This window comes from Stenotrophomonas sp. CFBP 13718, from assembly GCF_014842145.1.
Classification (GTDB): Bacteria; Pseudomonadota; Gammaproteobacteria; order Xanthomonadales; family Xanthomonadaceae; genus Stenotrophomonas.
The window spans coordinates 247,806-272,873 of record NZ_JACYVC010000001.1; the positions used below are offsets into that span (position 1 = coordinate 247,806).

18 protein-coding genes are annotated in these 25,068 nt (G+C 65.5%); 8 read left to right on the top strand and 10 right to left on the bottom strand.

From position 1 onward, the window contains the following. Positions 1-121: 121 nt before the first annotated feature. The 4 genes from IFT58_RS01095 to IFT58_RS01110 form a co-directional block, all read right to left on the bottom strand. Positions 122-397, bottom strand: coding sequence for a hypothetical protein (locus tag IFT58_RS01095; RefSeq protein WP_188324146.1), 276 nt, complete (start codon positions 395-397; stop codon positions 122-124). A gap of 491 nt (positions 398-888) precedes the next feature. After that, positions 889-3,480, bottom strand: coding sequence for a bifunctional aconitate hydratase 2/2-methylisocitrate dehydratase (acnB, locus tag IFT58_RS01100; RefSeq protein WP_192093691.1), 2,592 nt, complete (start codon positions 3,478-3,480; stop codon positions 889-891). A 61-nt stretch (positions 3,481-3,541) separates the two neighbouring features. Further along, positions 3,542-3,940, bottom strand: coding sequence for a type II toxin-antitoxin system VapC family toxin (locus IFT58_RS01105; RefSeq protein WP_192093906.1), 399 nt, complete (start codon positions 3,938-3,940; stop codon positions 3,542-3,544). Positions 3,941-3,947: 7 nt separating this feature from the next. Then, positions 3,948-4,172 carry an AbrB/MazE/SpoVT family DNA-binding domain-containing protein gene (locus IFT58_RS01110; RefSeq protein WP_192093692.1) on the bottom strand — a complete coding sequence of 75 codons (225 nt, stop codon included), beginning with the start codon at positions 4,170-4,172 and terminating at the stop codon, positions 3,948-3,950. Between the two features lie 231 nt (positions 4,173-4,403). Between IFT58_RS01110 and acnA the strand changes: the two genes are divergently transcribed. From acnA to IFT58_RS01125, 3 genes are all read left to right on the top strand, one after another. Further along, positions 4,404-7,157 (top strand): aconitate hydratase AcnA, encoded by a 2,754-nt coding sequence (gene acnA / locus IFT58_RS01115; protein WP_192079291.1) that lies wholly within the window; start codon positions 4,404-4,406, stop codon positions 7,155-7,157. Between the two features lie 530 nt (positions 7,158-7,687). Further along, positions 7,688-8,062, top strand: a complete 375-nt coding sequence (locus tag IFT58_RS01120; RefSeq protein WP_188324149.1) for a type II toxin-antitoxin system prevent-host-death family antitoxin — start codon at positions 7,688-7,690, stop codon at positions 8,060-8,062. Next, positions 8,062-8,709: an AAA family ATPase gene (locus IFT58_RS01125; RefSeq protein WP_192093693.1), complete on the top strand. Its 648-nt coding sequence runs from the start codon at positions 8,062-8,064 to the stop codon at positions 8,707-8,709. The genes IFT58_RS01120 and IFT58_RS01125 overlap by 1 nt, the downstream gene beginning before the upstream one ends. 88 nt (positions 8,710-8,797) lie before the next feature. On the opposite strand, the gene IFT58_RS01130 is transcribed toward IFT58_RS01125, so the two are convergent. Beyond that, the gene (locus tag IFT58_RS01130; RefSeq protein WP_192093694.1) at positions 8,798-10,351 is read right to left on the bottom strand and encodes a BCCT family transporter; all 1,554 of its coding nucleotides are present in this window, start codon (positions 10,349-10,351) and stop codon (positions 8,798-8,800) included. 174 nt (positions 10,352-10,525) lie between these two features. Between IFT58_RS01130 and betI the strand changes: the two genes are divergently transcribed. The 5 genes from betI to IFT58_RS01155 all read left to right on the top strand — a co-directional run bounded on the left by betI (position 10,526) and on the right by IFT58_RS01155 (position 17,585). Next, complete coding sequence (gene betI, locus IFT58_RS01135) at positions 10,526-11,116, top strand: transcriptional regulator BetI (protein ID WP_188324151.1); 591 nt, start codon at positions 10,526-10,528, stop codon at positions 11,114-11,116. Between the two features lie 46 nt (positions 11,117-11,162). Continuing rightward, entirely contained in the window at positions 11,163-12,635 is a 1,473-nt protein-coding gene (betB, locus tag IFT58_RS01140; protein ID WP_192093695.1) for a betaine-aldehyde dehydrogenase, read from the top strand. A 108-nt stretch (positions 12,636-12,743) separates the two neighbouring features. Continuing rightward, on the top strand, positions 12,744-14,423 hold the full coding sequence (gene betA / locus IFT58_RS01145) for a choline dehydrogenase (RefSeq protein ID WP_192093696.1): 1,680 nt from the start codon (positions 12,744-12,746) through the stop codon (positions 14,421-14,423). Between the two features lie 256 nt (positions 14,424-14,679). After that, positions 14,680-16,356 carry a long-chain fatty acid--CoA ligase gene (locus IFT58_RS01150; protein ID WP_188324154.1) on the top strand — a complete coding sequence of 559 codons (1,677 nt, stop codon included), beginning with the start codon at positions 14,680-14,682 and terminating at the stop codon, positions 16,354-16,356. A 359-nt stretch (positions 16,357-16,715) separates the two neighbouring features. Further along, complete coding sequence (locus IFT58_RS01155; RefSeq protein WP_192093697.1) at positions 16,716-17,585, top strand: crotonase/enoyl-CoA hydratase family protein; 870 nt, start codon at positions 16,716-16,718, stop codon at positions 17,583-17,585. 123 nt (positions 17,586-17,708) lie between these two features. Here the strand turns inward: IFT58_RS01155 and IFT58_RS01160 are convergent, their stop codons facing one another. The 5 genes from IFT58_RS01160 to IFT58_RS01180 all read right to left on the bottom strand — a co-directional run bounded on the left by IFT58_RS01160 (position 17,709) and on the right by IFT58_RS01180 (position 24,974). After that, positions 17,709-19,883 (bottom strand): ATP-binding protein, encoded by a 2,175-nt coding sequence (locus tag IFT58_RS01160; protein ID WP_192079278.1) that lies wholly within the window; start codon positions 19,881-19,883, stop codon positions 17,709-17,711. A gap of 2 nt (positions 19,884-19,885) precedes the next feature. After that, complete coding sequence (locus tag IFT58_RS01165; protein WP_188327289.1) at positions 19,886-21,025, bottom strand: two-component system response regulator; 1,140 nt, start codon at positions 21,023-21,025, stop codon at positions 19,886-19,888. A 192-nt stretch (positions 21,026-21,217) separates the two neighbouring features. Continuing rightward, on the bottom strand, positions 21,218-22,735 hold the full coding sequence (gene lysS, locus IFT58_RS01170) for a lysine--tRNA ligase (protein ID WP_188324157.1): 1,518 nt from the start codon (positions 22,733-22,735) through the stop codon (positions 21,218-21,220). Between the two features lie 123 nt (positions 22,736-22,858). Next, positions 22,859-23,984, bottom strand: a protein-coding gene (prfB, locus tag IFT58_RS01175; protein WP_188324158.1) for a peptide chain release factor 2 whose coding sequence is annotated in 2 segments (ribosomal slippage) — positions 22,859-23,908 and positions 23,910-23,984 — 1,125 coding nt in all. Because the reading frame shifts where the segments join, the coding sequence is not laid out codon by codon here. Between the two features lie 93 nt (positions 23,985-24,077). After that, positions 24,078-24,974: a LytTR family DNA-binding domain-containing protein gene (locus tag IFT58_RS01180; RefSeq protein ID WP_192079274.1), complete on the bottom strand. Its 897-nt coding sequence runs from the start codon at positions 24,972-24,974 to the stop codon at positions 24,078-24,080. Positions 24,975-25,068 lie beyond the last annotated feature (94 nt).

Below are 25,068 nucleotides of genomic sequence, written 5' to 3' on the forward strand. Positions count from 1 at the left end.
CGCCGAGCATGGCTCGGCGCTACCAGCCGATCACCGGATCATCGCGTTCGTCATCGCCGATCCATGGTCGGCGGCTTTTTTCTGATGCACCCGGACAGCTTCCGCCGAGCGTGGCTCGGCGCTACCGGACCTGCACCTGCAGTTGCCAGCCTAGCGACTGCAGCACGCGCAGCACCGTGGACAACGGCAACCCTCGGGCATTGCGGAACTGCCGCCGGAACGTGCCGTTGCTCATGCCACAGCTGCGCGCCACGCCGCTGATTCCGCGCTGCTCTGCCATCAGCAGCAGCGCCGCCACCAGGCAGTCGCCATCCACAGGATGTGCATGCAGCCGGGCGTTGAGCTCATCTGCGATGGCGGATTCTGCTTCCTGCGTCGTGGGAGATGCGGTATTCAACGTTGGACCTCACATGCATGGAGGCCGCCTGCGCAGATGCGCAAGGCGGCGGGCGATGCGGGTTGCCGTACCGGAACACACTCTCAAAACCGGTGGATCAAAGGATCCCCACGCATCACCCGCCATATGACCGGCAGAGCAATGCATGCTCCGCGTTTCCCAAGGGAATCAACAGAGCTGTTTGAGAGTGTTTTCCAGGACGGCAATCCCGACGGGTGCGATGGCGCACCAGCACGTCCAGCGTGACCACACGACGACGCACCGTACATGGGCGGAGTTGCAATCGAGCCGCTCGGTGCATCGTTGGAATGATGGGCGTTGCGTCAGTGTCACGGGGTAGCGGGAAAGAGCAGCCGACTGAAGTCGGCTCTACCGTCGGCTCTACCGCCGCCCCCCGCCCCCCGGCCCCGCTCTGCATGCAATAAAAAACCCCCGGCTTGCACCGGGGGTTCTGTATCAGCAGGCGCCGACCGACGTCGGCACTACCGCAATCAGGCAGCGACCGACTTGCCGGCTTCCTGATACTCCTCGATCTGATCGAAGTTCATGTAACGGTAGATCTCCGCGCCGCTGGCTTCCAGCACGCCCACGTCCGCCATGTACTCTTCCTTGGTCGGAATACGGCCCAGGCGCGAGCAGATCGCCGCCAGTTCCGCCGAACCCAGGTACACGTTCGAGTTGCGGCCCAGACGGTTCGGGAAGTTGCGGGTCGAGGTGGAGAACACCGTCGCGCCCTCGCGCACCTGTGCCTGGTTGCCCATGCACAGCGAGCAGCCCGGCATTTCCATGCGCGCACCGGCGCTGCCGAAGGTGCCGTAGTGGCCCTCGCGGGTCAGCTCGGACGCGTCCATCTTGGTCGGCGGGGCCACCCACAGCTTGGTCGGGATGTCACGCTTGCCTTCCAGCAGCTTGGCGGCCGCGCGGAAGTGACCGATGTTGGTCATGCACGAACCGATGAACACTTCGTCGATCTTTGCACCGGCCACTTCGGACAGCGTCTTGACGTCGTCCGGGTCGTTCGGGCACGCCACGATCGGCTCGTGGATGTCGGCCAGGTCGATGTCGATCACCGCGGCGTACTCGGCATCGGCGTCCGGCGCCAGCAGCTGCGGATCGGCCAGCCAGGCTTCCATCTTGTCGATGCGACGCTGCAGCGAACGCGGGTCCTGGTATCCCTCGGTGATCATCCACTTCAGCAGGGTGATGTTGCTGGTCAGGTACTCGATGATCGGCGCCTTGTCCAGGTGCACCGAGCAACCGGCCGCCGAACGCTCGGCCGAGGCATCGGACAGCTCGAATGCCTGCTCGACCTTCAGGTCCGGCAGACCTTCGATTTCCAGGATGCGGCCGGAGAAGATGTTCTTCTTGCCGGCCTTGGCCACGGTCAGCAGACCCGACTTGATCGCGTACAGCGGGATCGCGTTGACCAGATCGCGCAGGGTCACGCCCGGCTGCATCTTGCCCTTGAAGCGCACCAGCACCGATTCCGGCATGTCCAGCGGCATCACGCCGGTGGCAGCAGCGAAGGCGACCAGGCCCGAACCGGCCGGGAACGAAATGCCCACCGGGAAACGGGTGTGCGAGTCGCCGCCGGTGCCGACGGTGTCGGGCAGCAGCATGCGGTTGAGCCAGCTGTGGATCACGCCATCGCCCGGGCGCAGCGAGATGCCGCCGCGGGTGGAGATGAACTCCGGCAGGGTGTGGTGGGTCTTGACGTCGACCGGCTTCGGATAGGCCGCGGTGTGGCAGAACGACTGCATCACCAGGTCGGCGGAGAAGCCCAGGCAGGCCAGGTCCTTCAGCTCGTCACGGGTCATCGGACCGGTGGTGTCCTGCGAACCCACCGAGGTCATCTTCGGTTCGCAGTAGGTGCCCGGGCGCATGCCCTGGCCTTCCGGCAGACCGCACGCGCGACCGACCATCTTCTGCGCCAGCGAGAACCCCTTGCCGGTGTCGGCCGGCTGCACCGGCAGGCGGAACAGATCGGTGACCGGCATGCCCAGCGCTTCGCGCGCCTTGGCGGTCAGGCCACGACCGACGATCAGCGGAATGCGGCCACCGGCACGCACTTCGTCGAACAGCACGTCCGACTTCACCTGGAACTCAGCGATCACTTCGCCGTTCTTCAGCGCCTTGCCGTCGTACGGGCGCAGCTCGATGACATCACCGTGCTCCATCTGCGTGACGTCCAGCTCGATCGGCAGCGCGCCGGCATCTTCCATGGTGTTGTAGAAGATCGGGGCGATCTTCGAACCCAGGCAGACACCGCCGAAGCGCTTGTTCGGGATGAACGGAATATCTTCACCGGTGAACCACAGCACGCTGTTGGTGGCCGACTTGCGCGAGGAACCGGTACCCACCACGTCGCCCACGTAGGCGACCAGGTGGCCCTTGTCCTTCAGCGACAGGATTTCCTGGATCGGACCGCGCTTGCCGTCTTCTTCCGGCACGAAGGCCGCATCGGGACGCTTGTTCTTCAGCATCGCCAGGGCGTGCAGCGGGATGTCCGGGCGCGTGGTCGCATCCGGTGCCGGCGACAGGTCGTCGGTATTGGTCTCGCCCGGCACCTTGAACACGGTCAGCGTCATGCTCTGCGCGACTTCCGGACGGCTGGTGAACCATTCGGCGTCGGCCCAGCTCTGCAGCACGGACTTCGCGTTGGCATTGCCGGCGTTGGCCTTTTCCTGCACGTCGTGGAAGGCATCGAACACCAGCAGCGTGTTCTTCAGCGCCGTGGCGGCGATGCCACCGACCGCGGTGTCGTCCAGCAGCTGGACCAGCGGGGCGACGTTGTAACCGCCGAGCATGGTGCCCAGCAGTTCGGTGGCGCGCTCGCGGCTGATCAGCGGATTCTGCTCGCTGCCAAAGGCGATGGCCGCCAGGTACGACGCCTTGACCTTGGCGGCGTCATCAACGCCGGCCGGCACGCGGTGCGTCAACAGCTCGACGAGAAATTCGGCTTCGCCAGCGGGCGGATTCTTCAACAGTTCAATGACATCGGCCGTCTGCTGCGCGGTCAGCGGCAGGGGCGGGATGCCAAGCGCAGCGCGCTCGGCGACGTGGTGGCGGTAGGCTTCCAACATGACAACTCCCGGGGTAATGCGGTGAATACAACGAATGGATGAAGCGGTAAAACGGTTTCGCTCAGGCCTGCGGCACGATCAGCTTCAGGCCCTTGAAGTAATCTCGGTAAAACGTGTCGTTCCAGGTGATCAGGCCATCGCACTGCAGCAGGGCGTGGGCGCCGACCATGAAGCCATCCAGGCTGCGGCGCTCGTTGCCGCGCTGCCGATGACGGCGCTGCATTTCGCCGGCGCGCAGGGCGGACTTGGCTACCAGCGCATTGAAATGGACACCCATTTCTTCCAGCGCCTCCAGCACTTCGGCACCGCCGCGCAGCGCGGCGCAGACCTCGGCCAGCGTCGCCCCGCAGACCACCACACGGCCACCGACCAGGCTCTGGCGGAGGCAGGCCTCTACGGCATCGGCCTGCGCGCCGTTGCTGAGCAGCTCGATCAGCACCGGCGAATCCACGGCGATCATGGCGGGCTTACTGTTCGTCACGGACGGCCTTCACCGCAGCGTTGGTGCTGTCAAAGCCATCCAGCGCGAACTTGCCACGGGCACGCGAGATGGCATCGTCCACGCTCTTGCGCAGGATGATCCGGCCGCCCTCCAGCTCCACGGTGAGCTGGGTGCCCTTGGTCAGGCCCAGCGCATCGCGGACCGCCTTCGGCAAGGTGATCTGTCCGCGTTCAGCTACGGTGGCTTCCATGGGTAGGCCCTCTTCGGTATGCATGAATTATACATACTTTTCAAAAAGGGGACGGAGGGGATTAAGTCGTTTTCGGCCCTGCGGGGGTCGAAAACGACTTAATCCCCTCCGTCCCCTTTTTTGGCCGTGATGACATCGGCGCTACATCTGAATGTGTAAGCTTCTGCGCTGAGCAAGCAGGCGCGCCTAGTGCGCGGCCGTTGCAAGCCATTCGCAAAGGAGTCATCTGCAATGAGTGATTCGTTCTCCACCCGCAGCCAGCTGGACGTCGGCGGCAAGCGCTACGATTACTTCAGCCTGCCCGCGCTGGGCCAGCGCTTCGACATCTCCCACCTGCCCTACTCCATGAAGATCCTGCTGGAGAACCTGCTCCGGCATGAGGACGGTGGGGTCACCGTCGGCAAGGATCACATCGAAGCGGTCGCCAAGTGGGATCCGAAGGCCGAGCCGGACATCGAGATTGCGTTCATGCCCGCCCGCGTGGTGCTGCAGGATTTCACCGGCGTGCCGTGCGTGGTCGACCTGGCTGCGATGCGCGACGCCGTGGTCAAACTGGGCGGCAGCCCGGAACAGATCAATCCGCAGATCCCGTCCGAGCTGGTCATCGATCACTCGGTGCAGGTGGATGTGTTCGGCAAGCCTGAAGCGCTGGACCTCAACGGCAAGATCGAATTCCAGCGCAATCAGGAACGCTACGGCTTCCTGCGCTGGGGCCAGAAGGCCTTCCACAACTTCAAGGTCGTGCCGCCCAATACCGGCATCGTTCACCAGGTGAACCTGGAAAACCTCGCCCGTGTAGTGATGGCAGCTGACAAGGATGGTGTAACGGTCGCGTATCCGGACACGGTGTTCGGCACCGACAGCCACACCACCATGATCAATGGCATCGGGGTACTGGGCTGGGGCGTAGGCGGCATCGAAGCAGAAGCGGCGATGCTGGGCCAGCCTTCCTCGATGCTGATACCGCAGGTCGTCGGCTTCAAGCTGACCGGGCAGATGCCAGAAGGGGCCACCGCCACGGATCTGGTGCTCACCGTCACCCAGCAGCTGCGCAAGCACGGCGTGGTCGGCAAGTTCGTCGAGTTCTTCGGCGACGGCCTGCAGCATCTGCCGCTGGCCGACCGCGCGACCATCGGCAACATGGCGCCGGAGTACGGTGCAACCTGTGGCATCTTCCCGATCGACAATGAATCACTGAATTACCTGCGCTTGTCCGGCCGTCCTGAAGAGCAGATCGCGCTGGTCGAGGCCTACGCCAAGGCCCAGGGCCTGTGGCACGACGCCGACACCGCACCGGCCCAGTACAGCACCACGCTGGAACTGGACATGGGCACCGTCAAGCCGTCGCTCGCCGGACCCAAGCGTCCGCAGGACCGCGTGCTGCTGGAAGACGTGCAGGCCAACTACCGCGATGCGCTGGTCGGACTGACCACCAACCGTGACAAGAAAGACGTGGACGTGTCCACCTTCATCAACGAAGGCGGCGGCACGGCCGTGGGCAACGAGCAGTTGGCCAAGGGCCAGGCCGACGTGGAACTGGATGGCAAGGCGTTCCGGCTGAAGGACGGCGCGGTGGTCATTGCCGCCATCACCTCGTGCACCAACACCTCCAATCCGGCGGTGATGATCGGGGCCGGCCTGCTGGCCCGCAACGCGGCCGCGCGTGGTCTCAATCGCCAGCCGTGGGTGAAGACATCGCTCGGCCCAGGCTCGCGTGTGGTCACCGATTACCTTGAAAAAGCCGGCGTGCTGACCGAGCTGGAAAAGCTTGGCTTCTACGTCGTGGGCTACGGCTGCACCACCTGCATCGGCAACTCCGGCCCGCTGCCGGCGGAAGTCAGCGCGGGCATCGCCCAAGGCGACCTGGTGGTGACCTCGGTGCTGTCGGGCAACCGCAACTTCGAAGGCCGCGTGCACCCCGAAGTGAAGATGAACTACTTGGCGAGCCCGCCGCTGGTGGTGGCCTACGCCATCGCCGGCACCACCGACATCGACCTGACCACCGAACCGCTGGGTACCGGCAGCGATGGCCAGCCGGTGTACCTGCGTGACATCTGGCCGAGCAACAAGGAGATCGGCGATGTGATCGCCGCGACCCTCGGGCCGGAGATGTTCAAGCAGAACTACGCCGATGTGTTCAAGGGCGATTCGCGCTGGAACACCATCGCCTCCCCGGATGGCGATCTGTACGAGTGGGATGACGGCTCGACCTACATCAAGAACCCGCCCTACTTCGACGGCATGACCATGCAGGTCGGCACCATCGACGATGTGCACGGTGCGCGGATCATGGGCCTGTTTGGCGACTCGATCACCACCGATCACATTTCGCCTGCGGGCAACATCAAGAAGGAATCGCCGGCTGGTCGCTTCCTGCAGGACCGTGGCGTGCAGCCGGCGGACTTCAACAGCTACGGCAGCCGCCGCGGCAATGATGATGTGATGGTGCGCGGCACCTTCGCCAACATCCGCATCAAGAACCTGATGTTCGACGGCGAGGAAGGTGGCAACACGCTGTACTACCCCGCCAGCGGTGGTGAGCCGGAGAAACTGGCCATCTACGATGCGGCGATCAAGTACAAGGCCGACGGCGTACCGCTGGTCGTGCTGGCCGGCAAAGAATACGGCACCGGCTCGTCGCGCGACTGGGCCGCCAAGGGCACGCTGCTGCTGGGCGTCAAGGCCGTGATTGCGGAGAGTTTCGAGCGCATCCATCGCTCCAACCTGGTCGGCATGGGCGTGCTGCCGCTGCAGTTCCGCAATGGCGAAAACGCGCAGTCGCTGGGCCTGGATGGGTCCGAAACGCTGGACATCACCGGCCTGCAGGACGGCGCCAGCAAGCGCGCCACGGTGACCGCGACCAAGGCGGATGGCAGCAGCCAGACGTTCGAGGCTTCGGTCATGCTGCTGACCCCGAAGGAAGTGGAGTATTTCCGCCACGGCGGGCTGTTGCAGTACGTGCTGCGGCAGTTGGCGGGGCGGTAAGGGGGGTATCGAACGGGCTGAGCCCCCTCGCGGCTGGGGGGCTGGTTTCCGGGTTTGGCGACGGGCGGGTGGAGGGGGTCCGGGGGACGGCAAAAGCCGCTCCTGCGGGCCTCGTTTCGCGCCATCCATGGCGGTCAACGCCCCCGAACCCTCCGCCCACCCGTCGCCCCGACGGTTCCCGGTGGCCACCAGCCGCGTATGAAGAAAAAAAAGGCGGGTGACGGGCGATGCCCGTCACCCGCCTTGTTTTTTGCTGTTGCTTTTGCTCCTTCCCACCCTCCGCTGGCGCGTCGATGCCGGCCGGGAGGGCGGGCGGTGGCGGTGGGCAGGACCGTTGGAGCCCTGGATGGGCGGAAACGAGCCTACATGGACGTACTTGCGGCGTGTCCTGAACAGCGCCACCGTTCGCCCTCCCAAAGCCCAACAACGCACCACTCGTAAAAATGATTAATTCCTATTTTAGACAATTCATATAAATTGGATGAAACAGGAGTAATCTCGACCCCAAGGCACATCCTGTGGAGTCCACCATGCTGCACACCCCGATCAGCTTCGAGCCCATCACCGAGCTCACCCGCACCACCGCATCGTCGGTGAAAGAGCACTGGCGCAAGGTGATGCAGGAGGTGCGTGACCAGCGCATGGTGGTGGTCACCAACCACAACGAGCCGCAGGCGGTGATCATCTCCGCCGACCAGTACCGTGCGTTGCAGGCCAAGGTCGAGGCGCTGGAACAGTCGCTGGATGAACTGCGCAGCCAGACCCCTGCCCTGACCGAGCTCCGTCAGGGCTTCGACGAGCGCCTGGCGGTGCTGCAGCAGGCGCAGGCCGGTGCGCGCGCACGTGACCTGCTGCAGCGCCCTGCCCGCCTGCAGGGCAAGGTCAAGGCCGGTTCCGGCTACTGATGGCGCGTCCGTTCCTGTACGTGCTGGCCGGCGTCAACGGTGCCGGCAAGAGCTCCATCGGCGGTCACCTGCTGCGTGAAGCCGGGCTGGACTGGTTCAATCCGGATACCTATGCGCGCGCACTGGTGCAGCAGCTCGGCACGCCACAGGCGCAAGCCAATGGGCAGGCTTGGCAGGAAGGCGTACGCCGCTTGCAGGCCGCACTGGCCGAGGGCCACAACCATGCCTTTGAAACCACGCTGGGTGGTGCGTCGATCACGGCGATGCTGCATGAGGCCAGCGCAACGCATGACGTGCTGATGTGGTTCTGCGGGCTGTCCAGTCCGGAGCAGCATATCGCCCGGGTGAAGGCGCGCGTGCAGGCCGGCGGGCACCCCATCAATGAAGCCGACATCCGCCGCCGCTGGCCGCTGGCGCAGCAGAATCTGATCGGCCTGATGCCGGTGTTGGCGGCGCTGCAGGTCTATGACAACAGCGCCGATGCCGCAGCGGGTGAGGCGGTGGCCGATCCGGTGCTGGTTCTGCAGCTGCAGGAGGGCGTGCTGGCGTGGCCGCAGGCGGATGACCTGGAGCAGCTGCGTGGCACGCCGGAATGGGCCGTGCCGCTGCTGGAGGCGGCGCTACGCCTCGGTAGCGCACCGGCCTGAAAGCAACCGCGCCGCTGCGCTCGCCGAGCGTGGCTCGGCGCTACCGACGTCGCGCGTCCCGGTAGCGCCGAGCCGTGCTCGGCGGCTTTCAGCGCCGATGCGGGGCATCCGGGTCGGTGCGCAACGCGCGCAGCAGGCCCACCATGTAGAACACCAGGATGAACGAGAACGGCAAGCCGCACAGCACCACGGCCGTCTGCATCGCGCCGAAGTTGCCAGCCAGCAGCAGGCCGATGCTCACCACGGTGATCACCACGGCCCAGAACACCCGCAGCCAGATCGGGGCGTCGTGGCCATCTTCCACCCCGCCGTCCACGCGCCGGGTGCACAGGTTGGCGATCATCAGCGTGCCCGAGTCCACCGGGGTCAGGAACAGCACGAAGCCGATCACCACCGCCGCACCGGCCACGTAGGGCGCCCACGGCAGGTACTCCAGCAGCTTGAACAGGGTCATCGCCGCATCCGCCTTGGCCACCTCACCCAGCACCGCCTGCCCGTGGTTCAACACCAGGTCGATGGCGGTGTTGCCGAAGATCGACAGCCACGCCAACGTGAATCCCAAGGGGATCAGCAGGACGCCCAGGATCACTTCGCGGATGGTGCGCCCGCGCGAAATACGCGCCACGAACAGGCCGACGAACGGCGCCCAGGCAATCCACCACGCCCAGTAGAACAACGTCCAGCTGCCCAGCCACTCGCGGGCCTGAGGCTGGTTGAGGTAGATATCGAAGCTCTTGCGCACGAACGAGGCAAGGTAGTCGCCGGTGTTCTGCACCAGCCCGTCCAGCAGATGCAGCGTCGGCCCGGTCACCAGCACGAACAGCAGCAACACGCACAGCAGGCGCACGTTGAGATTGGACAGCCAGGCGATCCCCTTCTCCACACCGGCCACCACGCCGATCGTGGCCACCGCCATCATCACCAGCACGATCAGCACCAGCGTCTGCGGCGTATCGGGCATGCCGAACAGATAGGTCAGCCCGGATTGCACCACCAGCGCGCCGATGCCCAGGTTGGTCACCATCGATATCAGCGTCGCCAGGATGCCGAATCCGTCAACCATGTCCCCGATGCGACCATGGATGCGCTCGCCGAAGATCGGGTACAGCGCAGACCGCAGCGCCAGCGGCAGGTCCCGACGATAGGCGAAGTAGGCAAGTGCGACACCCACAAGCGCGTACAGCGCCCAGCCGTGCAGTCCCCAATGAAGGAAGGTCAGCGCCATTGCCTCGCGACTTGCCTCCACGGTGCTGCCCGGCTGGTCCGGCGGGGCCAGGAAGTGGTCCAGCGGCTCATAGGCACCGTAATACAGCAGCGCGATGCCGATGCCTGCGGAAAACAGCATCGAGACCCACGGGACGTACGCGAACGCCGGCGCTTCTTCGTTGTGGCCCAGCCGGATCGCGCCGTAGCGCGACAGCGCCAGCCACAGCACGAAGCACAGGCAGATGACCATCAGCACCATGTACCACCAGCCGAACGCGGCGGACACTTCGGCCTGCGCGACCTTGAGCCAGTGTTCGCTGGCATCGGGATGCAGCACGGTGAGCAGACCCAGCACACCGATGGAAAGGGCGGAGCTGAAGAACACGAAGCCGTTCAAACGCAGCGGCGACGGAGCAGAGGAAGCCTTGGAAGACATGGGGTTGTCTCTTCGATCCAGGAAGCACGTACGTGGGGCCGGATCGGGGGGCCAGACGCAGGGCGCGGGGGACGCAGGCGCATCCTACGCCTTTATTGATTGAACGTTCAATCAATAAAAAGTATAGTGACTCCTCTACCCGGTCCCGTACCGGTTGCCGCGCATGGAGAAACGATGCCAAAGAAAGGAATTGAGCCGGTCCGCCGTGAACAGCTGATCCGCGCCACCTTCGAGACGATCGACGAGATCGGCCTGGCCGATGCGACGGTAGCCACGATCGCGCGCAAGGCGGGCCTGTCCACCGGCATCGTGGCCCATTACTTCGGTGACAAGGATGGGCTGCTCAATGCATCGATGCGGCAGATCCTGCGCGAACTGAAAGCCGCCGTCGCACGCTTCCGTGACACCTGCGCCGACGACGCGCGCGCGCAACTGCGGGCCATCGTCGACGGCAACTTCGACGACAGCCAGACCAACGGCACGGCCATGCGCGTCTGGCTGACGTTTTGGGCCGCCAGCATGCACCAGCCGGAACTGGCTCGACTGCAGCGCGCAAACGATCAACGCCTGTTCTCCAACCTGTGCCACCAGTTCAAACGTGCGTTGCCCGCGCCGCAGGCCATCCTGGCCGCACGCGGGTTGGCCGCGATGATCGATGGCCTGTGGCTGCGCGGCAGTCTGGTCGGCGGTGAGTTCAATGCCGACAAGGCGCGCCGCATCGCTTACGGCTATATCGACTTCCAGTTACAGGCAAACGCGCTATAAGCGCTGGGTGCCCTCCCCCCTCCCCCTTCCCCTTCCAGGAGTTCCCATGTCCACCCTGCCCCTGCAGCAGCTTTACATCCACGGCAAGCTGGTCGACGCCACCAGTGGCAAGACCTTCCAGACCGTCAACCCGGCCACTGGCGAGGTCATCGCCGAGGTCCAGGTCGCCAACAAGGCCGACGTCGAGCGCGCCGTGGCCAGCGCCGCGGAAGGCCAGAAGGTGTGGGCGGCCATGACCGCGATGGAGCGTTCGCGCATCCTGCGCCGTGCGGTGGACCTCCTGCGCGAGCGCAACGATGACCTGGCGCGGCTGGAAACGCTGGACACCGGCAAGGCATTGAGCGAGACCACCACGGTGGACATCGTCACCGGTGCCGACGTGCTGGAGTACTACGCCGGCCTCGCCACCGCGATCGAAGGCAGCCAGGTGCCGCTGCGCGAGTCGAGCTTCTTCTACACCCGCCGCGAGCCGCTGGGCGTGGTCGCCGGCATCGGCGCCTGGAACTACCCGGTGCAGATCGCGCTGTGGAAGTCCGCCCCGGCGCTGGCCGCCGGCAACGCGATGGTGTTCAAGCCCTCCGAGGTGACCCCGCTGACCGTTATTGAACTGGCAAAGATCTACACCGAAGCGGGTGTGCCGGACGGCGTCTTCAACGTGGTGCAGGGACCGGGCCGCGACGTCGGCACCTGGCTGACGGAACACCCGGTGATCGAGAAGATCTCCTTCACCGGCGGCGTGGAAACCGGCAAGAAGGTCATGGCGTCGGCCGCGTCCTCGTCGCTGAAGGAAGTCACCATGGAACTGGGCGGCAAGTCGCCGCTGGTGATCTGTGATGACGCCAACCTGGACCGCGCGGCCGATATCGCGGTGATGGCCAACTTCTTCAGCTCCGGTCAGGTGTGCACCAACGGCACCCGCGTTTTCGTGCCGCGCAGCATGCTGGCCGCGTTCGAAGCGGCGGTGGTGGAACGCGTCAACCGCATCCGCATCGGTGACCCCACCCAGGCTGACACGAACTTCGGCCCGATGGTGAGCTTCGCGCACATGGACAACGTGCTGCGCCTGATCGAAACCGGCAAGACCGAGGGCGCGCGTCTGCTGACCGGCGGTGGCCGCGTGACCGACGCGGCGCTGGCCAACGGCGCCTATGTGCAGCCGACCGTCTTCAGTGACTGCCGCGATGACATGACCATCGTGCGCGAAGAAATCTTCGGGCCGGTGATGAGCATCCTGGCCTACGACGACGAAGAGGAAGTGATCCGCCGCGCCAACGACACGCATTTCGGCCTGGCCGCGGGCGTGGTCAGCAACGATATCGCGCGTGCGCACCGCATCATCCATCGCCTGGAAGCGGGCATCTGCTGGATCAACACCTGGGGCGAATCGCCGGCGGAAATGCCGGTCGGTGGCTACAAGCAGTCCGGTGTCGGCCGTGAGAACGGCATCTCCACCCTGGCCCACTACACGCGCATCAAGTCGGTGCAGGTGGAACTGGGCGACTACGCCAGCATCTTCTGATTGCCCCTTCCCGGTAACGACCGACGCGCTCCTCCCCCTGCGTCCGGTCATTCCTTCATCCCGCCAGCCGGTCGCGCATGCGCACCGGCGAGCCTGCAGGAGAACGACATGAGCACCCTCAACGAATACGACTACATCATCATCGGCGCAGGGTCGGCCGGCAACGTGCTGGCCACGCGCCTGACCGAAGACGCCGACGTGACGGTGTTGCTGCTGGAAGCCGGTGGTCCGGATTACCGTCTCGACTTCCGCACGCAGATGCCGGCCGCGCTGGCCTTCCCGCTGCAGGGCAAGCGCTACAACTGGGCGTACAAGACCGATCCCGAGCCGCACATGAACAACCGGCGCATGGATTGCGGCCGCGGCAAGGGCCTGGGCGGTTCGTCGCTGATCAACGGCATGTGCTACATCCGCGGCAATGCGATGGACTATGACAACTGGGCCAGCATGCCAGGCCTGGACGACTGGACCTACGCCGATTGCCTGCCGTACTTCCGCAAGGCCGAAACGCGCGACATCGGCGCCAATGATTACCACGGCGGCGATGGCCCCTTGCACGTCACCACGCCGAAGGCCGGCAACAACGTCCTGTTCAAGGCGATGATCGAAGCCGGTACGCAGGCGGGCTATCCGCATACCGACGACCTCAACGGCTACCAGCAGGAAGGGTTCGGCCCGATGGACCGCACCGTGACCCCGCGCGGCCGCCGTTCGAGCACCGCGCGTGGCTATCTGGATCTGTCCCGCCCGCGCCCCAACCTGACCATCGTCACCCACGCGCTGACCGATCGCATCCTGTTCTCGGGCAAGCGTGCGGTGGGCGTGGCATGGCTGCGCAACGATGAACCGCAGAAGGCGCGCGCACGCCGCGAAGTACTGCTGTGTGGCGGGGCGATCGCTTCGCCGCAGGTGCTGCAGCGTTCCGGCGTGGGTCCGGCCGACCTGCTGCGTGGCCTGGGCATCGACGTGGTGCACGACCTGCCGGGCGTGGGCGCGAACCTGCAGGATCACCTGGAGATGTACCTGCAGTACGAGTGCAAGCAGCCGGTATCGCTGGCACCGGCGTTGAAGCTGTACAACCAGCCGGCGATCGGCGCGGAGTGGCTGTTCCTGGGCACCGGTACCGGCGCCAGCAACCAGTTCGAAGGCGGCGGCTTCATCCGCAGCAACGAGGAATTCGACTGGCCGAACCTGCAGTACCACTTCCTGCCGGTGGCCATCAATTACAACGGCTCCAACCCGATCAAGGAGCACAGCTTCCAGATGCACGTCGGCTCGATGCGCTCGCCGAGCCGCGGCCGCGTCCACGTCCGCTCCACCGATCCGCGCGAACATCCCAGCATCCTGTTCAACTACATGTCGCATGACCAGGACTGGCGCGAATTCCGCGATGCGATCCGCATCACCCGCGAGATCTTCGCCCAGCCCGCACTGTCACCGTACACCGGCCGTGAGATTTCGCCCGGCAACCAGATGCAGACCGATGCGGAGATCGATGCCTTCGTCCGCGAGCATGCCGAGACGGCGTACCATCCGTCGTGCTCGAACAAGATGGGCAGCGCCTCGGATCCGATGGCGGTGGTGGACGGCCAGGGCCGCGTGCATGGCATGGAAGGCCTGCGCATCATCGATGCGTCGATCATGCCGCAGGTGGTCACCGGCAACCTCAACGCGCCGACGATCATGATCGCCGAGAAGCTGGCCGACGTGCTGCGCGGGCGCACCCCGCTGCCGCGCAGCACCGCGCCGTACTACAGGGCCAACGGCGCCCCGCCGCGCCAGCGTTGAGGTAGAGCCGACGGGTAGAGCCGACGGGTAGAGCCGACGGGTAGAGCCGACTTCAGTCGGCTACCCACCACATCACCGCACGCTCGCCGAGCGCGCGGCGCGGCCCTACCGTTTACCGCATGCAGAACCACACAGAGGCCCGCCATTGGCGGGCCTCTTCGCGTTTTCCATCCGGGACGGTATGCTGCCAAGGCTGGATCTGCATGATACTGGCTACCGCAACACTCAAATTCTAAGTTTCCTGGAGGGGGAAATCATGAGCCTGGAACGTCCCTGGTTGCAGAGTTATCCGACCGGCGTACCCGCCGAGATCGACATCAACGAGTTCCACTCGGTCTCCTCCGTCTTCGACGCTTCGGTAGCCAAGTACCGGGACCGCCCCGCCTACTCCAGCTTCGGTAAGGTGCTCACCTACGGTGAAACCGATGCACTGGTCGAACAGTTCGCTGCCTACCTGCTGGGCGAGCTGCAACTGAAGAAAGGCGACCGCGTCGCGCTGATGATGCCCAACTGCCTGCAGTATCCGATCGCGACCTTCGGCGTGCTGCGCGCCGGCCTGACCGTGGTCAACGTCAACCCGCTGTACACCGCGCGCGAGCTGAAGCATCAACTGGTCGATGCCGGCGTCACCGCCCTGGTGGTGGTCGACAACTTCGGTGACACCGTGCAGCAGGTCATCGCTGATACGCAGGTCAAGCATGTCATCACCACCGGCCTGGGCGACATGCTGGGCGCCAAGGGCGTGGTGGTGAACTTCGTGCTGAAGTACATCAAGAAGATGGTGCCCAACTACACCCTGAAGGGCGCCGTGCGCTTCCGTCATGCGTTGAAGCTGGGCAGCCGCCATGAGCTGCCGAAGGTGGAGATCGACCACGACGACATCGCCTTCCTGCAGTACACCGGTGGCACCACCGGCGTTGCCAAGGGCGCGATGCTGACCAATCGCAACCTGGTCGCGAACATGCAGCAGGCTTCGGCCTGGATCGGCGCCTCCGGCATCGAACCGGGCAAGGAATGGATCATCACGGCCCTGCCGCTGTACCACATCTTCGCGTTGACGGCGAACGGCCTGGTCTTCATGAAGTTCGGTGGCTGCAACCACCTGATCACCAATCCGCGCGACATGAAGGGCTTCGTCAAGGAGCTGAAGGGCGTGCGCTTCACCGCCATCACGGGCGTCAACACGCTGTTCAATGGTCTGCTCAACACGCCCGGCTTCGACACGGTGGATTTCTCTTCGATGAAGGTCACTCTGGGGGGCGGCATGGCCGTGCAGCGATCGGTCGCCGAGCGCTGGAAGAAGGTCACCGGCGTTACCCTCGTGGAGGCCTATGGCCTGACCGAAACCTCGCCGGCCGCGTGCATCAACCCGCTTACCCTGGCCGAGTACAACGGCTCGATCGGCCTGCCGATTCCCTCCACCGACGCCTGCATCAAGGATGACAACGGCAACATCGTCGGCGGTGACGACGTGGGCGAACTGTGCATCAAGGGTCCGCAGGTGATGAAGGGCTACTGGCAGCGGCCTGAGGACACCGCCGGCGCCATCGATGCCGACGGTTGGCTGCACACCGGCGACATGGCCAAGATGGATGCGCAGGGCTTCTTCTACATCGTGGACCGCAAGAAGGACATGATCCTGGTGTCCGGCTTCAACGTCTATCCGAACGAAGTCGAGGACGTGATCGCGATGATGCCCGGCGTGCTGGAAGTGGCGGCGGTGGGCGTGCCGGATGACAAGTCCGGTGAGATCGTGAAAGTGGTCATCGTCAAGAAGGACCCGAACCTGACCGCCGAACAGGTCAAGGAACACGCACGCGCCAACCTGACCGGTTACAAGCATCCGAAGATCGTCGAGTTCCGCAAGGAACTGCCGAAGACCAACGTCGGCAAGATCCTGCGCCGCGAACTGCGCGACGCCCCGGCCCCCTGAGCCGCCCCCGGCCCGCACGATCCGGCACCCCGGTAGCGCCGACCCATGGTCGGCGACCGCAGTAGCCCGCACGGTCCCGGCACCCCGGTAGCGCCGACCCATGGTCGGCGAGCGCAGCGGCCCGCACGATCCCGGCCCCCCGGTAGCGCCGACCCACGGTCGGCGACCGCAGCAGCCCCCGCGACGACGCATTCCGCCACCTGACCCTCACGATGACCGAAACCTGACAAGGCCGGCGTCGCGAACGACTCTGGCTTTTCCATTCGGCGCAGTTGCGTCGGTGTAGCATCGCCGCGAGTGGACCCGTCGGCCCGCCGACCACCGATCCTCCCGCGGGCCAGCCATGCCGAGGAACTGCCATGAGCACCATTGAAAAGCTGCCCGTCACCCGCCCCTACACCACCATCCGCACCGAAGACAGCACTGATGGCGCCGCCCATTGGCTGTATATGCATGCCGATGCCAGCACCGGTATCCGCCCCTGCTGCCGCAAAGACATGCTTGACGAAATGCGGAGCTACATGAGCGCCATCACCCGCGGACCGGCGGCGCGGCATGACGGGCGGCTGCGCCATTTCGTGCTGGCCTCCGATGCCAGTGCCTACAACCTCGGCGGCGATCTGGACCTGTTCACGCGGTTGATCCGGGAAGGCAACAGGGACCGCCTGCTGGCGTACGCCCAGCGCTGCGTGGAAGGCGTGCACCACCTGCACACCGGCTTCGGCGGTGATGTGCGATCCATCGCGCTGATCCAGGGCGATGCGCTCGGCGGCGGCCTGGAAATGGCGCTGGCCTGCCACACCATCGTGGCCGAGGAAGGCGCGGGCATGGGCCTGCCGGAGGTGCTGTTCGGGCTGTTCCCGGGCATGGGCGCGTACTCGTTCCTGTGCCGTCGGGTGGCCCCGCAGCAGGCAGAAAAGATCATCCTTGACGGCCGGATCTACAGCGCCGAAGAGATGCATGCGATGGGTGTGGTGGATGTGCTGGTAAAGAAGGGCGAAGGGCGCAAGGCGGTAGAAGACCTGATCCGCCAGCATCAGCGCATCCCACAGTCCTACCTGGCCATGAACGCTGCGCGCAACCTGGCGCAGGCCGTCAGCTACGACGAGCTGCTGGAAATCACCAAGGTCTGGGTGGATTCGGCGCTGGCGCTGGGCGACCGTTCGCTCCGCACGATGGATCGGCTGATCAAGGCGCAGACGCGCCGTGCCGGCCTTGACGCGGCCTGAGTGCGCTCCCTCCCCCACGCGTACATTCGGCAGGTGCCGGCCATGGGCCGGCACACTGCGTTCCGACCAGGACCGGGCGATGGCGGGCATCCCGCCGCGCATCGCCCGGCACCATCCTGTCACTCAGCGCGGATCAGCCTCGTCGACGCCGGGCTGGCTGCGATGGACGGCACGTGCATTCAACGCCAGGCGTCCTTCTTTCACGGTATCAGCCAGCACGGAGAGGCGCTGCCGCCACTCCGCCTTCAACTGCCAGTCGGCCATGCGCATCAGTTCACCCGCGCGGTTGGCGGCACGCACCAGCCCAAGGTTGCTGGCCACGCCCTTGATGGCGTGTGACTGTTCACGGAACTGCACCCAGTTCATTGCGTCGCCGTCCTGCTGCGCCTTGCGCATGCAGGTCTCAGCATCGGCCAGGCATTGGCGGATGAACTCCCGCTCGAAGCCCTCGCCCATGCCCAGCGATGCCAGTTCGTCCAGTACGGCCGAATCCAGCACCCCGTCGGTGCCCGCCGTGAGCGTGCGTACGATCGGCGCCGATGGCTTGAGGTCACGATTGGACGCGATCTCGGCCAGGGTATCCAGCAGGCGCACGGCCACCACCGGCTTGGCCAGGAACGTATGCGCGCCCGCCTGCATGCAGCGCTGGATCGCATCCGGGGTCACATCCGCACTGAGCACCAGCACCGGTGTGCGCGGTGCACCGCCGGCCTGCAGGACCCGCAGCTCTTTGAGCATGTCCAGGCCACTCATGCCCGGCATGTGCAGGTCGACGATGGCCGCATCGAAATCGTTGTCGGCCATCGCATCGAGCACGGGCTCGCCACCGTCCACGCACAGCACGCGATGACCGGCCTTCTGCAGCAGGCGCTGCAGCACCATGCGGTTGGCTTCGTGGTCATCAGCGACCAGGATGCTCATGCTGCGCACCCGCGCGCGGTGCCGCAGGAAGGGATCGGCGAAGGCGATCACGTTGCCGCCCTCGCCTTGCAGTGGATTTCCCACCAGGGCGGGCGTCACGACATGGGACTGCGGTTGCGGCGGTGCGAATGGCACCTCGATCCAGAAGCAGCTGCCCTGCGGCAGGTTCTCCTGGTAGCCGATCTCGCCTCCCATCGCTTCCACCAGCCCCTTGGCGATGGTGGTGCCCAGCCCAGTGCCTTCGTGGCGGCGCGCCATGCTCACGTCGGCCTGCTCGAACGCCTCGAACAGCCGCGGTCGCATGGCCGGCGCCACGCCGATGCCGGTATCGATGATGTCGAAGCGCAGCCGCACGCCCCCATCGGTCTCGGCGCGGACCACGCCCACGCGCAGCTCCACTTTGCCGTGATCGGTGAACTTCACCGCGTTGCCGGCCAGGTTCAGCAGGATCTGCCGCAGGTGGCCGGTGTCACCGCGCAACCGCGGCGGCACGGTCTCGTCGATCTTCACCCGGTAGTCCAGCCGCTTGGCCTTGGCCTGCGGCAGCAGGATCAGGCCGATGGCCTGGATCACGTCACCCAAGGCGAAATCTTCCGCCGCCACGCGCAGTTTGCCGGCCTCGATCGCCGAGATGTCCAGTACCTCTTCCACCAGCGCCAGCAGGCTGCGCGATGACGCCTGGATGGTGTTGAGGCATTCGCGCTGTTCTTCGTCCAGACGCGTGGTGGCCAGCACTTCGGTCATCCCCGCCAGCCCGTTCAACGGCGTGCGGAACTCATGGCTCATGTTGGCCAGGAACCGGCTCTTGGCCTCGCTGGCCCGGCGCGCTTCGTCCATCGCCTGGGTGAGCTGGCGCAGCAGCGTGGAGAAATACAACGGCACCGCCGCAAGTCCCAGCCAGAGGCCTATCGCCAGGCGCGCGTTATCCACCCAGTAATCGGTATACAGCGCGGTGCAGCCGAAGCTGACCATGGCCATCGCCACGGCCAGATAGAGGTAGTTGTTGCCGAAACGCATGCCGTTGCCCACGGTCACCCACATCACCACGATGTAGACCCACGACAACGGCTCGCCCATCTGGATCATGCCGGCGGCAATCAGTCCGTAGTCGGCCAGCATGCCAAGCACACGGCGCGGGTCGGACCGTTGCGGCCGCCACAGCAGCCAGGCGAAGGCCAGCACCGACAGCCCCAACCCGCCCAGCACGATCGCCAGCACGCCGACATACTGCGAGTGCGGAAGGTCGTTGCGAACGCCCGGCATCAGCACGTACGCCAGGATGACGCTGATCAGGGCGATGCGGACGATCTGCTGCCCGTGCTCGGAATCCTGGCGGAGGGCCAGTCGCTGGCGCAGGCGGGTCAGCAGAGCGGTCATGGTCAGAAGCCGGGTCGGACCGAAGCGGTGGAATGTTCGGCGCAGATCTGTTCCAGCTGCTCGCGCCCCTGCAGCAGCGCGTCCACGATACGGGGGTCGAACAAGCGTCCCCGCTGCGCGTATAGATAGGCCAACGTGGCATCCATCGTCCATGCCTCCTTGTACGGTCGTGGCGATATCAGCGCGTCGAACACATCGGCAACCGCGACGATGCGCGCCTCCAACGGGATCGCATCGCCGACCAGGCCGTCCGGGTAGCCGCTGCCGTCGTAGCGTTCGTGGTGGCGCAGGGCGATCAAGGCACCGACCTGGATGAAACGGTTCTGGCTGCCGCTGAGCAGCTCGTGGCCGATCCGCGGATGCCGGCGCATGATCGCCAGCTCTTCGTCGTTGAGCTTGCCCGGCTTCAGCAGCACCGCATCGGGAATCGCGATCTTGCCCATGTCATGCAGCGGGGCCGCCATTTCGATCAGCTTCACTTCCTCTTCGGGAAGCCCCAACTGTTCGGCGATCAATCCCGCCACCCGGGCCATCCGCTCGAGGTACGCGCTGGTGCCCGCATCGCGGAATTCGATGGCGCGCGCCAGCCGTGACAGCGTCTCGCGCTCGCGCTCTTCCACCTCGTGCATGCTGGCCAGCAGGCGCTGCTCCAGCGACAACGCACGCTGCTTCACGTTCTCGGATTGTTTGCGCAGCTGCAGCAGGTTGTAACAGCGTGCGCGCAGTTCGCGTGGCCGGATCGGCTTGACCAGGAAATCGATGACGCCCGCTTCCAGCGCCGCCTGGCGGATCGGCTCATCGCCGACCACGGTGATCAGGATCACCGGAATGTCGCGGTGCTTGGGCAGGCGACGGAAGCGGCGGGCAAATTCCAGCCCGTCCATCTCCGGCATGCGGTAGTCCAGCAGCAGCAGGTCGACCGGCTGCGATTCGCACCAGTTCAGCGCCGACAGCGGGTCGCCGAAATCGTACACAGCCAGTTCCGGCGCGATGTCTTCGATGACATGGCGCAGCATCGTCCGGGCAGACGTCTGATCGTCAACGATCACAATATTCAATGCTGCTTCTGCCTGCTTGTTCGACCACCCTGGAATCAGGGTTGGCGAGGATAACCTGCCATCCTGCGTGCCCGCACCCTGCATCAGTCCGATATCCGCCATGCGCTCCCCGGATCTTGATCGCCGTCACATTGTGGCGGCATTCTGGACGCGGCCTGCCGCCTCCCCCCAGGAATTGCAGGCCATATCGGCCATCACAGGCCTCGCCGACACGATACTCCAGACATCGCAGCTTAGGTAGGTGCAGGCCTCGGCCCACACCTGCCCCCCCCGGACTCAGGCTTCCGGACGCATGTACGGGAACAGCAGCACATCACGGATCGAACTGCTGCCGGTCAGCAGCATGACCAGGCGGTCGATGCCGATGCCCAGGCCGCCGGTCGGGGCCATGCCGTATTCCAGCGCGCGGATGTAGTCAGCGTCGTAGTGCATCGCCTCGTCGTCGCCACCGTCCTTGGCCTCGACCTGCGCCTGGAACCGGGCCGCCTGGTCTTCCGGGTCATTGAGCTCGGAGAAGCCGTTGGCCAGCTCCTTGCCGTTGATGAACAGCTCGAAGCGGTCGGTGTAGCCCGGTGCATCGTCGTTCGCGCGGGCCAGCGGGGACACTTCCACCGGGTGATCGGTGATGAAGGTCGGCTGGATCAGCGTGTGTTCGACGGTGGCCTCGAAGATCTCCAGCAGTAGCTTGCCCCAGCCGTAGGACGGCTTGATGCGTATCTTCAGGCGTTCGCAATGCGCCGCCAGTGCGTCGCGGTCGGTGCAGTCGGCCAGGCTGATGTCCGGGTTGTGGTGGCGCACGGCCTCGTCCATCCGCCAGCGACGGAACGCCGGTGCCAGGTCGATGCGCGCCCCGTCCCACTCCACTTCGGTGGTGCCCAGCACCTTCTGCGCCACGTCACGGATCACGCCCTCGGTGAGGTCCATCACTTCGTTGTACGTGGCATACGCCTCGTACAGCTCCATCATCGTGAACTCGGGGTTGTGGCGGGTGCTGACGCCCTCGTTGCGGAAGTTGCGGTTGATCTCGTACACGCGCTCCAGGCCACCCACGACCAGGCGCTTGAGGTACAGCTCCGGTGCCACGCGCAGGTACAGGTCCAGGTCCAGCGCGTTGTGGTGGGTGGTGAACGGCTTGGCCGTGGCGCCGCCGGGGATGTAATGCATCATCGGCGTTTCGACTTCCAGGAAGTCGCGGTTGTCCAGCCACGCGCGCATGGCGCGGATGATCTTCGAGCGCTTGATGAAGACCTCGCGCGATTCCGGAGTAACGATCAGGTCGACATAGCGCTGGCGATAGCGCTGCTCCACGTCGGCCAGGCCGTGCCACTTGTCCGGCAGCGGACGCAGCGACTTGGTCAGCAGGCGGATCGCGTCGGCCTTCACCGATAGTTCGCCGGTACGCGTGCGGGTCAGACCGCCTTCCACGGCGATGATGTCGCCGACGTCCCAGCCCTTGAAGGCGGTGTAGGCGTCGCCCAGCACGTTGCCCTGCAGGAACACCTGGATGCGGCCGGATTCGTCCTGGATCTGCGCGAAACTGGCCTTGCCCATCACCCGCTTGGCCATCAACCGGCCCGCCATCCGCACCCGCCGCTCGCCGGCTTCCAGCGCCTCGGCCGTCCACTGGTCGGCATCGATGAAGTCGGCCTGCAGCGTGCCGGCGAAATCCTCGCGGCGGAAATCATTCGGGTAGGCGATGCCCTGGGCGCGCAGCGCGTTCAGTTTGGCGCGACGCTCAGCGATAAGGCTGTTTTCGTCGACGGGGGGCTGCGGCGCGGCGGTCTGCTCGTTCATGGGCGTGGGGGTCGTGTCATTGGGGAGGGGAATCAGGGATTCCGGCCCGCCGAGGATACGACGGACCGGGGGTGGCTGAGCCTGCAGCCACCGGACGGGTCACCGCACCGGTGACCCGCAGGCTCAGGCGTCGCTGCGTTTGGCGCCCGCTTCCAGGCCGGATTTCAGGCTGGCCTCGATGAACTCGTCGAGGTCGCCATCGAGCACCTTCTGCGTGTCCGTACGCTCGATGCCGGTGCGCAGATCCTTGATACGGCTCTGGTCGAGCACGTAGTTGCGGATCTGGCTGCCCCAGCCGATGTCGGACTTGGTCGCTTCCAGCGCATCGCGCTCGGTGTTGCGCTTCTGCACCTCCAGCTCGTACAGCTTGGCGGCCAGCATCTTCATCGCGGTGTCGCGGTTCTGGTGCTGGCTGCGGCCGGTCTGGCAGGCCACGACCGTATTGGTCGGGATGTGGGTGATGCGCACCGCCGATTCGGTCTTGTTGACGTGCTGGCCACCGGCGCCGGAGGAGCGATATACGTCAGTACGCAGATCAGCCGGATTGATGTCGATCTCGATGTTGTCGTCCACTTCCGGCGACACGAACACCGAGGTGAAGCTGGTGTGGCGGCGATTGTCCGAATCGAACGGCGACTTGCGCACCAGGCGGTGCACGCCGATCTCGGTCTTCAGCCAGCCGTAGGCGAAATCGCCCTCCACGCGGAACGTCGCCGATTTGATGCCGGCCACGTCGCCACCGGAGACCTCCATCAGCTCGGTTTTCCAGCCACGCGCTTCGCACCAGCGCAGGTACATGCGCAACATCATCTCGGCCCAGTCCTGGGCTTCGGTGCCACCGGCACCGGCCTGGATGTCGACGAAGGCGTTGCAGTTGTCCATTTCACCGGAGAACATGCGCTGGAATTCCAGCTGTTCCACGTGCTTCTGGTACTTGTCCAGGTCGGCAACCACCGCGTCGGCGGTTTCCTCGTCCTGCTCGCTCTCTGCCAGCTCCAGCAGGTCGGTCGATTCGGCCAGGCCATCCAGGATGCTGGCGATGCCGCCCACGGTCTTTTCCAGCAGCGAGCGCTCACGCCCCAGGTTCTGGGCGTACTCCGGCTTGTTCCAGATATCGGGGTTTTCGAGTTCCCGGGTTACTTCTTCCAGGCGCTCTTTCTTGACGTCGTAGTCAAAGATACCCCCTGAGCGACAGCACGCGATCGGTCAGATCGGTGATGCGCTGGCGGACAGGATTCAGCTCGAGCATGTCGGCGGTTTCTGTTCGAAAGATGACCTGCAATGATAGCAAAATGCGGCCACCCGGTCGGCCGACCCGGCACCTGCCCGGCGTCGTGGTCGATCACGCGCCCAGCGCCTGGCGCAGCACCGGCAGCTGCCGCCGGCTGCACGGCACCCGACCGCCATCGGCCATGTGCAGCAGGGCTTCGCCCCCTTCGGTGGGTTCGATCGAGCGCAGGCAGGCACGGTTGACCAGCCAGCTGCGGTGGCTGCGCAGGAACAGCTGCGGATCCAGCCGCTGCTCCAGCGCGGCCATGGTGGTCCGCAGCGGGTAGTCGTGTCCGCGCACCCGCAGGTTGACGTAGTTGCTGGCCGCCTGCGCGTACTCGATATCAGCCGTTGCGACGAGGAACTCCTTGCCCAGCGTGCGCACCAGGAAATGCGCCGGGCGATCCACCGGCTCCACCGGCGGCGCATCGTCCGGTGCCGCCAACAGGGCCGCCTCGCCCTGCCGCCGCCGCCCGAACCACGCCACCGCATGCACCGCACAGACAAGGATCGCGTAGGTCTGCACATCCTTGAACAGTTCGTACAGCCACTGGGTAGGCCAGGGTCCGTACTGATAGGTGCTGCCCACCGCCGCGTGCGCTGCCTGGCGCAGGGCCACCATGCCGGTGACATGCAGCAGCCACCACGCCACCCCGCCCAGCACATACACCGGCAACCGCCGCCGCCACGTATCGGCATGCAATGGCCAGCGCCACGCCAGCCGGATCAGCACGGCCAGCAACAGCAGAGACACCACCCCACTGCTGGCTTCATCCACGCTGGTGGAAAACCAGTCGAAGGCCTCGTGGTCGCGGGCAGCACGCATCCAGCCGACCAGCACATTGGCCGCTGCCGTGCCCATGAATACGGCCAGCCAGAACAGGGCCACCGCGCGCGCCGTGCGCCGTGGTGACCGGAGAACGTGTGGCGTCGTTGCCGCGGCCTGCGGCGTTGAGTGGGGGCTGTCCATCCCGCGCATTATGGCGTGCGACGGCGGTTTCAGCCGCCCCGTTGGTCCCTCGCCGCCCGCCATCGGTCCCTGCCGGTCGCCCACACGGCCCCTG